The sequence below is a fragment of the Sagittula sp. genome (assembly GCF_052825245.1).
This window is the reverse complement of sequence record NZ_JBRBWD010000036.1, coordinates 109,470-121,779: the sequence shown is the minus strand read 5'-3', so window position 1 is coordinate 121,779 and position 12,310 is coordinate 109,470. Positions and strand designations below refer to the sequence as shown.

General features: G+C 66.0%; 9 protein-coding genes. 4 read left to right on the top strand and 5 right to left on the bottom strand.

The annotated features are described in order from the left end of the window. A complete protein-coding gene (trxC, locus tag ACU0DV_RS16220; RefSeq protein WP_370315994.1) occupies window positions 1–426 on the bottom strand; it encodes a thioredoxin TrxC in 426 nt (141 codons plus the stop codon). A gap of 137 nt (window positions 427–563) precedes the next feature. Between trxC and ACU0DV_RS16215 the strand changes: the two genes are divergently transcribed. Beyond that, a complete protein-coding gene (locus tag ACU0DV_RS16215; protein WP_446242165.1) occupies window positions 564–1,763 on the top strand; it encodes an efflux RND transporter periplasmic adaptor subunit in 1,200 nt (399 codons plus the stop codon). 170 nt (window positions 1,764–1,933) lie between these two features. Here ACU0DV_RS16215 and speD read toward each other — a convergent pair whose 3' ends face one another. Beyond that, the gene (gene speD / locus ACU0DV_RS16210; RefSeq protein ID WP_446242164.1) at window positions 1,934–2,287 is read right to left on the bottom strand and encodes an adenosylmethionine decarboxylase; all 354 of its coding nucleotides are present in this window, start codon (window positions 2,285–2,287) and stop codon (window positions 1,934–1,936) included. 384 nt (window positions 2,288–2,671) lie between these two features. Here speD and ACU0DV_RS16205 point away from each other — a divergent pair, with 384 nt between their 5' ends. Together ACU0DV_RS16205 and ACU0DV_RS16200 are read left to right on the top strand one after the other, a co-directional pair. Beyond that, window positions 2,672–2,887, top strand: coding sequence for a hypothetical protein (locus ACU0DV_RS16205; protein ID WP_100928182.1), 216 nt, complete (start codon window positions 2,672–2,674; stop codon window positions 2,885–2,887). A gap of 45 nt (window positions 2,888–2,932) precedes the next feature. Then, window positions 2,933–4,174 (top strand): lytic murein transglycosylase, encoded by a 1,242-nt coding sequence (locus ACU0DV_RS16200; protein ID WP_446242163.1) that lies wholly within the window; start codon window positions 2,933–2,935, stop codon window positions 4,172–4,174. A gap of 3 nt (window positions 4,175–4,177) precedes the next feature. Here the strand turns inward: ACU0DV_RS16200 and ACU0DV_RS16195 are convergent, their stop codons facing one another. Both ACU0DV_RS16195 and ACU0DV_RS16190 read right to left on the bottom strand, forming a co-directional pair. After that, window positions 4,178–6,808, bottom strand: a complete 2,631-nt coding sequence (locus ACU0DV_RS16195) for a Hint domain-containing protein (protein WP_446242162.1) — start codon at window positions 6,806–6,808, stop codon at window positions 4,178–4,180. A gap of 255 nt (window positions 6,809–7,063) precedes the next feature. After that, on the bottom strand, window positions 7,064–8,671 hold the full coding sequence (locus tag ACU0DV_RS16190; RefSeq protein ID WP_100928184.1) for a transcriptional regulator: 1,608 nt from the start codon (window positions 8,669–8,671) through the stop codon (window positions 7,064–7,066). 321 nt (window positions 8,672–8,992) lie between these two features. Here ACU0DV_RS16190 and ACU0DV_RS16185 point away from each other — a divergent pair, with 321 nt between their 5' ends. Further along, window positions 8,993–9,937, top strand: a complete 945-nt coding sequence (locus ACU0DV_RS16185) for a phosphatase PAP2 family protein (RefSeq protein WP_446242161.1) — start codon at window positions 8,993–8,995, stop codon at window positions 9,935–9,937. Window positions 9,938–10,033: 96 nt separating this feature from the next. Here ACU0DV_RS16185 and ACU0DV_RS16180 read toward each other — a convergent pair whose 3' ends face one another. After that, the gene (locus tag ACU0DV_RS16180; RefSeq protein WP_446242160.1) at window positions 10,034–12,103 is read right to left on the bottom strand and encodes a S8 family serine peptidase; all 2,070 of its coding nucleotides are present in this window, start codon (window positions 12,101–12,103) and stop codon (window positions 10,034–10,036) included. Window positions 12,104–12,310: the final 207 nt, after the last annotated feature.

The window sequence follows — 12,310 nt, the reverse complement described above, 5'->3', positions numbered from 1 at the left end:
TTACCCCCTGACCCACGTCACGATCTGCGCAGCAGAGGCCGCGCCGGACTGGCGCTTTGTCTCGCGCCCCGCGGTGTAGGCGATCATCGTGGGGATGCCGCGGATGCCGAGCCGCGCGCTGGGTTCGGGATGGGCCTCCGTGTTCAGCTTGACCAGCCGGGCCTCGGACCTGAGCTGCCCCGCCGCCTTCGAGAACTCCGGCCCCATCATCCGGCACGGGCCGCACCACGGCGCCCAGAAATCCACCACCAGCGGCACCTCGTCCACGCGCGACGCCTTGGCCAGGGTCGCCGCGTCGACCTCGATGGCCTTGCCGGGCATGAGCGGCGCGCCACAGGTGCCGCATTTCGGACCCGCGCCCAGCTTTTCCTCGGGCACCCGGTTCACCTGACCGCAATCGAAACAGGACAGCTTCTTGCCAGCCATCTGATCACTCCTATTCGTTTTTCCGAATATAATAACGCACGATCCTGTCACAAGCCCCGAAAACGCGCGACTTGCCCGATTCTGGCGTTATAGTCGCGGCGACGAACAGGATGCCGTTACAGGACAGGAGGCTTCGCATGACCCTGATTGCCCGGAGAATGTGCCAGACGCTCGCGGTGGGGACCGCGCTTTTGACCGGCGCGGCCGCCACTGCGCAGACCGCGCAGGAATGGCCGGTCGAGGTGGTCCGGCTGGACCCGGTCAGCGCGCCGCAGGAAAGCTATGTCGGGACCGTGCGGGCGCGGGACATGTACGGCCTCTCCTACGGCACGACCGGCTGCATCGTCGGGATCTCCGAAGAGGCGAAGCGCATGCAGGTGGCCAAGGCCGGGCAGGTACTGGTGGAGCTGGACGACAAGCATTCCCAGCTTGCACTGAAGACTGCGGAGGCCCGCCTTGCCGAACTGCGTGCCGCGGTGGAGGAGCGGCAACTGGCCGTGACCGCCGCCGAGAACGACGACCGTCGCCGGGCCGAAGACAGGGCGTTTGTCGCCAAGGAATTCGAACGGAACCAGACGATGTTCCGCCGCGGCCTGATCAACGAGACCACGATGGAAGCCGTGGAGAGCCGGATGATGGACGCGACCTTCGCCGCCGAGCAGGCGAAAGAGGCGATGGCCAGCGCGCGGTCCGCCAAGGCACGCGCCGAAATCTCGGTTGGGATCGGCGAGCTCGAACTCCAGACCGCCGAGATCGACCACGAGGACCTGCAGCTCGTCGCGCCTTTCGACGGCGTCATGATCGGGTTCGAACCCAGCGTCGGCGCCTGTGTCTCGGACGGGGCGCTGGCGGGTCAGATCTACGACCCCAGCCAGAAGTCTGTCGATGTCTACGTCCTGATCTCCCGTCTTTCGGCCCAGGATGCGACGGGCGTGTCCCGCGGCGCCGAAGTCACCGTTCGGCGCGGCAACGGCCAGACCTGCGGCGGCGCGATCACCCGCATCGACACGGAAGCCGACCTCGAAAGCCAGTACGTGCAGACGACCATCGACGTGGACGAAGCCTGCGCCCCCGAACTGTTCCTGAACGAGGCTGTCGCGGTGGAGATGAACAGCGGTCCGGACGCCTTCCGCCTGCCGGAGACGGCGCTGCTGGAAGGCTCCGTCTACATCGTCAACGAAGAGCGTGAGACGCTGGAAAGCATCACGGCGGATGTGGTGTCGCGCGAAGACGGAGCTGTTGTCGTGCGCCTGCCTGGCATGGCAGGCCGCCTGGCCGTCGTGGACGCCATGTCGGAAGGCGTCGACGCGATGCTGGAAACGTCGGAGCCGTCCTGATCCGTATATCATCGGCCATCCGATATGCCCTAGCGTGTCTCAGGTTAATTGAATTCAACCGCGGGCACTTAACGCACTCTGAATTGACGTAAGAAAAAGTCGCGTAATGCGAGACTATTCCGGCGGCGCGTTTCGCCTGCCGCCGGCCCCCTGAACCGGCGCCTGCGACGTCACGCCTCCCCTGCCATGCCGCCACCGCGCGACAGCATCCGGGAGACGTGTCGCTCGGGCCGGAAGTAGCTCAGCAGGACATCCAGGCTCTTCTCCGGCTCTGCAGAGCCACACATGAAGATGTCGACCGTGGCGATGCCGAACTCCGGCCATGTGTGCACGGAGATGTGCGATTCAGCCAGCAGCGCAACGCCCGTAAACCCCGCCCTTTCACCGAAATCATGCGCCGCCACCTGTAGTACGGTTGCACCCGCAGCCACCCCGGCACGGCGCAGGACGTCTTTGGCCGGGCCCGCGTCCACAAGTGCGCTGGCGCCATACATGTCGCAGATCAGGTGCTTCCCCAAGGCCACGGGCACGGTTCCATTCGGGTACCGTGAAACCGTTTCCGTTGGAACATTTCTTCGCGTCACCCTTGCTCCCTCTCCGCCCACCGTATCAGAATGACAAAAATACTAGGCGGGAATCCGCTATTTTTGCCAAACTCGGGTGGACCAATGCGATAAAGAAGATATGTGCGCATCGCTGCCTCACGAACAATGCCGAATCATGAGGCCATGTCGTCCGGGTAACAAGATAGTGATGCGCAATAGTTCGTCTGCCTGAACGCAACCAGCAGTCGAGCGCGTGTGTGTAGGTTCCGTCGCCATTTGGGGAGGTGGCGGTGTCGGGTGTCTGAACGGCACCGGCAACCGGCAACCGGCAATAAAAAGGGGCGAAGTTTGAAACTACGACGCATGTCTAAATGTCCACACTGCAACTATGACCTACGCTTTGGCGCATCCACATGCCCCTATTGCTTCCGTCCGACCCGGATCCGCAACCGCGCGTGGTTCTGGCTGATCATCGTGGCGGTTGTCGCGTTCTTCGGATACGAGGTCTTCGGCGCCGAGGCCGGCACCGAACCGCTAATGGAAGCGGAAGAAAAGACTGTCCCATTGTCGGACAGTTGATACCCGCGATAGGGTCGTCCGGAGCATGAAAGAAGGATCCGGAGAATGACCCTCACGCGGCGAAAGCTGCTTATGTACGGCGCGGCCCTCGGTCTGGCAGGCTGCAGCACGTCGGCACCGATACGCGCCCCGCAAGGCACCACGCGCGATCCCTCCCTGCAACCGCAGCCGAATGCCGCCTACGATCAGTGGGTTGCGGCCTTCAGAGGCCGTGCCCAATCCCGCGGGATTTCGGCCTCAACGCTGGACGCCGCCTTTCGCGGGCAGGGGTTCCTGCCCGGCGTGGTGGAGCGGGACCGCAACCAGACGGAATTCAAGCGCAGCCTCGAGGACTACCTCGCCATCGTCGCGCCCGAGGAAAAGGTCACCTTCGGGCGGCGTGCCGTGTCGGCGCATTCCGGACGGCTGGCACAGGTTGAGGCGCGCTACGGGGTGGACGCCGACGTGCTGGGCGGTGTCTGGGGGCTTGAGAGCTACTTCGGCACCCGCCGCGGCGACATCCCGGTGATCTCGTCGACATCGACCCTTGCGTGGGAAGGACGGCGGGGGGCGTTCTTCGAATCCAACCTGATGGATGCGCTGCGCATCCTTCAGGCGGGCGACGCCACACCCCAGCAACTCGTCGGAAGCTGGGCGGGGGCGTCGGGCCACACCCAGCTGATGCCCAACGCCTTCCAGCGCTACGCCGTCGACTTCGATGGCAACGGCCGGCGCGACGTCTGGTCCGACGATCCGATCGACGCCTTCGCGACCACGGCCCGGTATCTGAGCGAGAATGGCTGGCGCAAGGGGCAGCTCTGGGGGCTGGAAGTGCTCCTGCCCGATGGTTTCTCGGCGCAGATCGGGCGTGGCACACGGCGCAGCGTCTCGGAATGGCAAAGCCTTGGAGTCCGGCCCGCCCAGGGCGGCAGCCTGCCCGACTACGGCGCGGCAGCGGTCGTGGCACCGATGGGCGTGGACGCGCCTGCCTTCCTCGTGTTCCGCAACTTCGACGTGATCCTGCGCTACAACCCGTCCGAGAACTACGGGCTGGGCGTCGGCTACATGGCCTCGCGCCTTGCGGGCGGTGGGCCGCTGGTGGGCCGCTTCGGGCGGGACCGCTACGGTCTCGACCTCGACGACCGGAAGGCACTGCAACGCGGGCTGACGCGCGCGGGCTTCGATGCCGGGACGCCTGACGGCGTGCTGGGCAAGAAGACCGAGGCGGCAATCCGCGCCTACCAGCAGTCGCGTGGCATGACAGTCACCGGCACGCCCTCGCGCGATCTTCTGAACGCCGTGGCGTGACGCTCAGGCGCTGATCAGCAGACGGGTCTGGTAGGCCTTCAGCATCGGGCGGGCGGCCATGTAGGCTTTCCGCCCGACATCGACCTTCAGTTCCGGGAACAGGGCGAACAACTCGTCCCGCTGCGGCGCGTCGAGCCCGGCAAGGGACAGATCGCCCGGCTGGAAACTCTCGGTCCACAGCCCTTCGGACATGACCAGTTCGTGCCGGTCGAACATGAAGTGGATGTAACTGGTCCCATGCCCCGGCAGGAGCTGCTCGATCCCCGGCAGCCCTACGAGGTGCAGCGCCGCGGCAAGGACCTCTTCCTCGCCGAAAAGCAACTCCACCGGCGCACCGGTCATCACCACGCGATGCTGCGGCGACACCATCATGTCCCGCTCCGGATGGCCGGGGCCAAGCGCGCCCTTGCGGATGAGGATCGGGCAGAACGCCTGTTCGGCCGCCAGTTGCCGGGCCGACAGGGATTTGGCGCCGCACCAGCGCACTGCCTGATAGCCGTTATCACGGGTCAGGAGCCGGTCGCCCACCCGGATCTCCTCGGCCGCGACGTCCCCGCGCAGGGTCTTCAGCCGCGTGCCGGGTGTGAAACAGGGCACGTAGTTGATGTTCTCGATCTCCGAGAACGTCAGAACCGATCCGTCCTTCCATGTGACCGTCCCGGACTCTGCCCCCGTCATGTTGATTGCCGCGGGTCCGGAAATGTTCAGCGTATCGCCTGCCTTCTCGCCCGTTTCGCCGCCGATGATCGTCAGCGCTGCGCCGTTCAGGTCCGCCGGGTCGACAAAGAAAGTGTCGTCGCCGTCGCCGCCCTTGGCCACGTCGCCCGACCCGGCGTGAAGCGTGTCATTGCCGGCCCCGCCGTCGAGGCTGTCCGATCCCTCCAGACCGTAGAGGTCGTCGTTGCCTTCACCGCCCAGCACGGTATCGTCGCCCTCGCCCGCGTTCACCGTGTCGTTGCCCGCGCCAGCCACGATGCTGTCGTTGCCTGCACCCGCTTCGATGCTGTCATCGTCGGAGAAGTCCGCCGCGTCGCCGTCATCGATGTGATCGCCATCCGGGTCGCCGGTGTAGCCCGCGTCGATGATGTCGTCGCCAGACGTGCCTTCGACCACGTAGTCTCCCGCGAAGGCCGGGATGCCCATGGCCACCAGTGCCTCAGGCGCCGAGACCTGAGCCGCCGTCAGCCCGGTCAGCACGAGCACGTCGCCCGAAGGGAAGGTCAGGGTCGCGACACCCGTCCCGTCGCCATTGGTGTCACCGACCACCACGTCCTCGACCGAGACCGGCTGGCCCCAGAAATCCGTCAGGTCGGAGACGTCCAGCAGGTCCTGCCCGGTGTAGGTGCCGTCGCCGTTGTCGATGGGGCCGTCGAACCCGGCAATCACATCGGTGCCGGATCCGTCCGCCAGCTTCAGCGTGTTCACGCCGGAACCGAGCACGATGGTCTCGACCTCGTCGAAAACCAGCGTGGAGGTGCCGTCCGTGACAGTGCCGACCTCCGGGTTGAGGTTCGACAGGTCGATGGTCAGGTCATCCGTCACGGCAGAGAGGTCGAGCACGTCGCCGGTGGTTTCGGCCACGCCCTCCGCGTCGACGGTGTCATTGCCAAAGCCGTTCTCGATGATGAAGGTGTCGTCGCCCCAGCCGCCCCACAGGTAGTCGTCGCCCGCGCCGCCATAGAGGATGTCGTTGTCGTAGGACCCCCGCAACCAGTCGTTGCCCGCACCGCCATAGAGGGTATCGTCGCCCTCGTTGCCCTCGACAGTATCGTCCCCATCGCCGCCACTGACAAAATCGTTGCCCTGCTCGCCGTAAAGCGAATCCGAGCCGTCTCCGCCGAACAGGCTGTCGTCGCCCTCGTTGCCCGCGACCAGGTCATCTCCCAGACCGCCCTCGATGGTGTCGTTGCCTGCGGCGCCGCGCAGCGTGTCGTTGCCGGTCCCACCGGTCAGGCTGTCGTCACCGGTGCCAGCGATGACACTGTCGTTGCCGTCCAGCGCGTCGAAGGTCAGGTCGACGGAGGACACGGAAGCATCGACCGTATCGTCCTGGTTGGTCAGGACGAAGTGCTCGATACCTGAGAACGTGCCATTGTTCGTGCCGTCGCCGAGAAACCCGCCTTCGTCGGCGTTGAAGGTGAACTCGATCCCTGTTGCGGTGAACCGGGACGCATCCAGCGTGTCGTCGTCGCTGCCGGTGGTGACGGTCTCTCCGCCGTGCAGTTGCTCTCCGGTCGCGATGTCGGAGATCATGAGCAGGTCGGCATCGGCGCCGCCGTCCAGCGTGTCGGCACCGCCCCCGGCAAATATCGTGTCGTTGCCGTCTCCGCCGGACACGTTCTGGCTTTCGTCTCCAAGGTCGAAACTGTCGTCCCCGGCCGTGCCGATCTGCACGTCGAAGTCGTCTACGACGCCACTGCCCAGCTGTGCGTCGGTTCCGGCCGACCCGGCGTTGCCGATGGTAAAGCTGGTGACGCCGTCGGAAATCGTCATGACGCTGCTGGCGCCGTCGAAGTCGAACGAATACGCCGCGCCAAGCGCCGACAGGTCGAGGGTGTCGCCGTTCGAGGCATCGATCGCAGACCAGAAACCCGGCTGGTTCCAGTTCGATGTTGTTACAACGTACGTGGCCATTTCAGCGGTTCTCCAGCCCGCGCAACGCGACATGTCCGGCCACAGGCCGGTTCGGATCGGCGGGATCCCCCGGACCGTTCAACATGTGCGGCAGCTGCGCGATTCAATTATGTCTTCAGGGCGTCTGCTCGTTGTCCAGAAACGCGAAGAATGTGACGCAAATAGGCAGATTTGGCGGTATCTTGACGAAATCGGAAACCAACGGCCAACCGCCGCGCACATTGTTTCAGCCTCTCCAAGGGCTGTCTGGCGGGTTCAGAGAAGGGCGCGGATCGGGTCCAGCAGACCCTTGTTGCGCAGCGTCCGCACCGGGTAGGTGTCGTCGTTGATGAGCTTGTCGAGACTGAAGCCCGGCTCGATCTTGGCCATCTTCCTGGCCACGGCCTGCGCCTTTTCCAGATCGCCCTGCATGGCGTAGAGCGCGAGCAGGTGGCGGTGCGCCGGGCGCGACAGGGGCGCGGCGCGGGCGGCGGCCTCCCCGGCTTCGATTGCGTCCTGTGGCCGGTTGCAGGCGATGGCGATCACGCAATGCCCGGTGTCCCAGTAGTGGCGGAACGGCGAGGTCCGCGCGATGGCGCAAGCGCGGGCCGACGTCTTGTAGGCGCGGTCCAGGTCGCCCGCCAGCATGTAGCCCTCGGACAGCGACTTCAGCGCATAGGCAGAGGCCGGGTTGCGCTCCACCGCGTTGCGCGCCATGTCGATCACCCCTGCGGTGTCCCCCACGGTCGTGGCCCGGACCTTGGCGACGATGGACTGCACCAGCGCATTGTCGGAATCCAGTTCGATGGCGCGGTAGTACAGCTCCATCGTCTCGTCCATGAGGTCGCTCTGGTCCGCCTCCGACAGCTCCATCATCTGCGTCATGCGGATCAGGCTGCACCACGCGAGGTAGATGCCCGACGGGTCGTTGCGGAAGGCCTGATCCATCAAGCCGTAGGCCTCGCGCAGGGCATCCTGGTCGAAGCTGAACATGCGGTAGAGCCCCAGCCGCGACAACGCGGTCGAACGCGACTCGGGCCGGTCCTTCTGCAGCACGTGGGGCAGCTTGCCGAGGATCTGGTCCGCCGCCTCGAAAACGGTGCGGGCGACCGCCTCCTCGCTGTTCATCACGTCCTCCAGCCGATCGATGCGCTGGAGCTTGGAATAGAGGATGCGCGCACTGGGCTGGTGCACGGCCTTCAGGAACAGCGTGTGGCCCTCGTTGTCCTGCACGATCTGGCTGTGGATCACCACGTCGCTGTCCGGCGCCTCGATAGCGCCCGAAAGCTCCGGGTCCGCCTGACGCCATGCGCGCACCTGCTCGCCGATGTTCTCGCCGATCTGGTTGGACAGGACCTCGCTCATGATCTGGCTGTGCAGGCCGCCCGACACGTCGCTGCGGCAACTGATGAGAACGCCCTTGCTGTCCGACGGCGTCGCGCGGGAGATCATCGTCTGAAGCTGCGCGCGCTCCTGCCTGAGCCAGTCCTCGAACTCCGGGTCGCGGACGTCCATGCCTTCCAGCAGCTCGGTGCGCTCGTCGCCGGGGACGACCTCTTCCAGCAGGTCGACACGAACACCGGCCTGCTCCAGCCAGACGGCGCTGCGGTCCGACCCAAGGCGCACCGCCTCGTCGCCGAGCGCGCTGCGCAGCTTGGACAGGGCCTGTCTGAGGTTGGCGCTGGCCTGCTCGGGACCGAAGGTCGACCAGAGCTTGTCCTCAAGCCAGCGGCGTGTGCGGTTCATGCCGGGACTCAGCGCCAGCATCGCGATGAGGGCCTGATTCTTTGCGCCTTTCGGGGTCAGGTCCATGCCGTTTGGACCGACCACCCTGAAGGGGCCGAGCACCTCGATCCTCAGAATATTGTCCTGCGGTCCGGACATGGATTACCCCTTAGGTCACGCGACGTTAACACCGGCTCACGAGACCGGCAACACTCGTGAAATTTCCGTAAATCAATTACTACAATTCGTTAAGCAATTTGACGCAACGGCAGGCATCGGGTCTGAATTGGTCGAAATGCGGGGTTGGGGAGAAAAGACGGCATGCCTGTATTCGGGATCGATAATCACCAGAACCATCAGAACCACCAAAATCATCAGAATCACCAGAACCATCAAAACCACCAGAATCACCAAAACCACCAGGCGACGGAAAACCACCAGTCGGGCCCGGACAGCGGGTTCACCGGGGCGGCCCTCGGCATGGCGCGGGATGGCACGGTGGGGTTCTGGGACGGTTCGCCCGACCGGGAGCCGCACCCCACCGGCCGCGACAGCTGGGCCGCGCTGAAGGCCATGGAGACCGGACCGCGCCGGGCGGTCCTAGACCAGGCGCTGACGGGCATGTTCGGCGTCTCCCTCGACACCTCCACCGACACCAACGACGAGGGGCGCGTGACCCTGGGCGGCGAAACCATCGTCACGCTCAGGAAACCCACGAACGCCTTCCTCGCCCAGAACCAGCTTGGCTTCCTGCGCACCTACGCCGACCTGCGCGGCGACCGGCTGTCGGAAATCGTCATGCAGACCGGCGACATCCAGAGCTTCTTTGCCCTCGTCGGCTACATGGCGCCGGACGCCACAAAGTGGACGCTGGCCCTGAACCAGGCGATCTACCGTCTGTGCACGATGATCGAGCAGCCGCTGAAGCATGCCTTCGACGTGGCCCGCCCGATCGCCATGACCGCCAAGGTGCAGCCGATCATCCAGACGCCGGGTCACGGGTCGTGGCCCTCGGGCCATGCCACCGAAAGCTTCGCCTCGGCAACGCTGCTGACGCGGCTGTTCTACAACAGGGCCTTCGATCCGGTGCAGCAGATCGCGGACGGCAACGAGCTTTACCGCCATGCCGAACGCATCGCGATGAACCGCACCGTGGCGGGTGTGCACTTCCCCACCGACAGCATGGCCGGCGCCGTCCTTGGCGTGACCCTGGCCGAAGCGCTGGTCCGGCTTCTCGACGGCGAGACCGAGGTCAAGGCGCGCACCTTCCACGGCGATGCCTATGCCGGCGACTTCACCCTGAAGGCGCTGACCGACGCGCTGGCCGGCAACACGATCATCGAGACGACATCCGTCACCTTGACCGCGGACATCATCCCGGCGTGGCTGCGCCGCATGTGGGCCGACGCCAAAGAGGAATGGTAAGGGTTTAACCAGTACCCGGCGCACGCCGGACGTTGTCGGTGGGCCGGGGTGCTGCAAGGCGCCCCGGTGTTTCTTTGTGCGCCAGTCCGCTTTTCGTCAGACCGGCAGATCGGCCCCCGGCCCGCTGCCCTGCGCCACGACGATATAGGCCCCGAGCCGCGACCTGCGGACCTCATCGACCTCGAACAGATCGAGGGCAGCCGGGTCCAGGTCGTCGGTCTGCGTGGTTGCCGGGTTCTGCGCGTTGGCCGCAATCAGCCCGGCCGAAAGCCCCAGCGCCCGCGTCAGGCGACCAGCAGCGGCGCTTGTCCCCCCCAGCCGCCGGGCGGAGCTGGACAGCGTGCCGCTCCCCCGTGTGCCGCCGGAGAAGGCGCCATGATCCACGAGCGTTGAAACCGTTGGGGTCGCCACCGTCCACTCCGACCCTTGAGCACTGTAGAACGCCGGGGCGAAGTTCGCATGGGTCGGCACCGGGTGACGAGGTGTCCAGACCGCCGCACCGCAGGAGAACACCTGACGCGCCGCGGTGGTGACCAGCGCATTGTGACAGCCGGACGGCGTCACCGGACAGTCGTCCTGCGGCTGGGTGTAGGAGGCCGCCGTTTTGCTCCATCCGTAGGCGCCTGTGTGATCGAAATAGGCCTGCCGCCCGCGCATGAGGCTGCCGCCAAGGGCGTCGTCGCGCTGGATCTGGCAGAGAACGCAGACCTCCGCGTCGCCGTCCTGACGCACGTCGATGGTCCATGCGCCGGGCTGGGCCACCTCCTCGCGGGGTTTGCGCTGCTTGGTAGGGGCAAGGGCCAGCGTGTAATGCGCCGCCTCCACCCCGTCCGCCCCGGCAGGGCGCTCCGGCACGTGATACAGCCGCGCGATGGACGTGCCCTTGTCCTCCAGCGACACGATCTCTCCGGGCTGCAACTTGAGAAACCCTGTGGTGGTCCCGTCCGGCGCGGTCACCGACAGGGCGAGATCGCCGGTGGTGGCGTTGCGCGGATGGAATTCAACGAAGCTCGCGGTCATGTCGTCGGGCTGGACGCGGACCACGGCCTGCGCCTCCGCGCCCTGCTGAAGGTCGAAGCCACACAGCAGGCCACCGCGGTAACTGTTGCCGAAGGACCAGACGATGCGCACCGGCTGGCCGGTGACTTCTTCCCAGACGCGCGCCTCACGCGCTAGTTGCCGTTCGACGAAGCGGGTGCCGTTCTTCGGCCCGGCGGTGATGCCCAAGGACAGGTTAACGATGACCGGCGCTGCGGCGTCGATCTCTGCCGCGCGGCGCAGGATCCACCGCAGCCCCTGCACCATGTAGCTTTCGAACCACATGCCAGAGGTGTCGTCGATGGTCTCGGACGGCAGTTGCACCGCGATCAGCGGCCAGTCCCGGACGGGATCGTGCTCATCCAGCGGATCGGCCCCGGCGGCGAGGTCCAGCACATGCGTCCCGTGACTGGTCTGCGCCCCGAGCGCCGGACGCGTCCGCACCCCACCCAGCGCCCTGTTGAGCCGGGCATAGGTCGCGTCCTCCGGCAAGGGCAGCAGGGCGTCGATGTCCGCCGCGTTCAGCACCTGTCCCGACAGGACCCCACCCTCCGTGCTGCGGCTTTCCAGCGCCTGCAGCCAGACCGCGTGAAAGCGGGTGCGGGCGGTGCCGTCCGGCACGAACTTGCGGAACCGGGCGTTCAGGAACCCGACGCCGTCGTCGATGATCGCCACGATCGGGGTGCCCGGGGGGATGGCCTCTGCAGCCGTCGCGGGCGCGGACGCCACCGCGGCGGGCGCCTCCTCCAGCCGGACCGGGACGCCGGTGTCCAGCACATCGAACAAGGAAGCGTGTTCGCTGTCGGGCGTGCCGACCTTGCGGTACAGCGCGTATTCGTCCGGCAGGGTCGCGTGAGTCGCGGGGTCGTCGATGCGGGCCTGCAGGGCTTGCGTCTCGTGCGGGTCCATCAGCAGGACCGTGCTGGCCGCCAGAGCGTCGACCAGCGCCTGGCGCGCGGCCAGCGGATCGGTCCCGGTTTGCAGCGCGACGAAGATCGGCTCGTACTCCGCGCCGCTGTCCGGACGCTCCGGCGGCAGGGCGTCCAGACGTTTGCCCAGCAGGCGCGACCAGTCGAGATAAGCGTCGCGAAAGGTGTGCGGCCGCGGTACGCTCCAGGTAAAACCCATCGAAATTCCCCCCTGTGTGCCTTTGCGTAAATCAAAGGCGGTTTCCGTGGGCCGGTCAAGCAAGCCGCTGGAATGCCAAGGTGAATTGCGCAGAATTCACGCCCTCCGATGCGTGAATTACCGACCCCTGAACCGCAATTAATCACGCATTCACGCGCAAATTGCGGAGCACTCACGGTACGATCACGCACGCTGCGCATGCTTGGG

Coding starts and splice junctions, on each gene's coding strand:
- trxC (WP_370315994.1), bottom strand. CDS start 426: ATGGCTGGCAAGAAGCTGTCCTGTTTCGATTGCGGTCAGGTGAACCGG.
- ACU0DV_RS16215 (WP_446242165.1), top strand. CDS start 564: ATGACCCTGATTGCCCGGAGAATGTGCCAGACGCTCGCGGTGGGGACC.
- ACU0DV_RS16205 (WP_100928182.1), top strand. CDS start 2,672: ATGTCTAAATGTCCACACTGCAACTATGACCTACGCTTTGGCGCATCC.
- ACU0DV_RS16200 (WP_446242163.1), top strand. CDS start 2,933: ATGACCCTCACGCGGCGAAAGCTGCTTATGTACGGCGCGGCCCTCGGT.
- ACU0DV_RS16195 (WP_446242162.1), bottom strand. CDS start 6,808: ATGGCCACGTACGTTGTAACAACATCGAACTGGAACCAGCCGGGTTTC.
- ACU0DV_RS16190 (WP_100928184.1), bottom strand. CDS start 8,671: ATGTCCGGACCGCAGGACAATATTCTGAGGATCGAGGTGCTCGGCCCC.
- ACU0DV_RS16185 (WP_446242161.1), top strand. CDS start 8,993: ATGGCGCGGGATGGCACGGTGGGGTTCTGGGACGGTTCGCCCGACCGG.
- ACU0DV_RS16180 (WP_446242160.1), bottom strand. CDS start 12,103: ATGGGTTTTACCTGGAGCGTACCGCGGCCGCACACCTTTCGCGACGCT.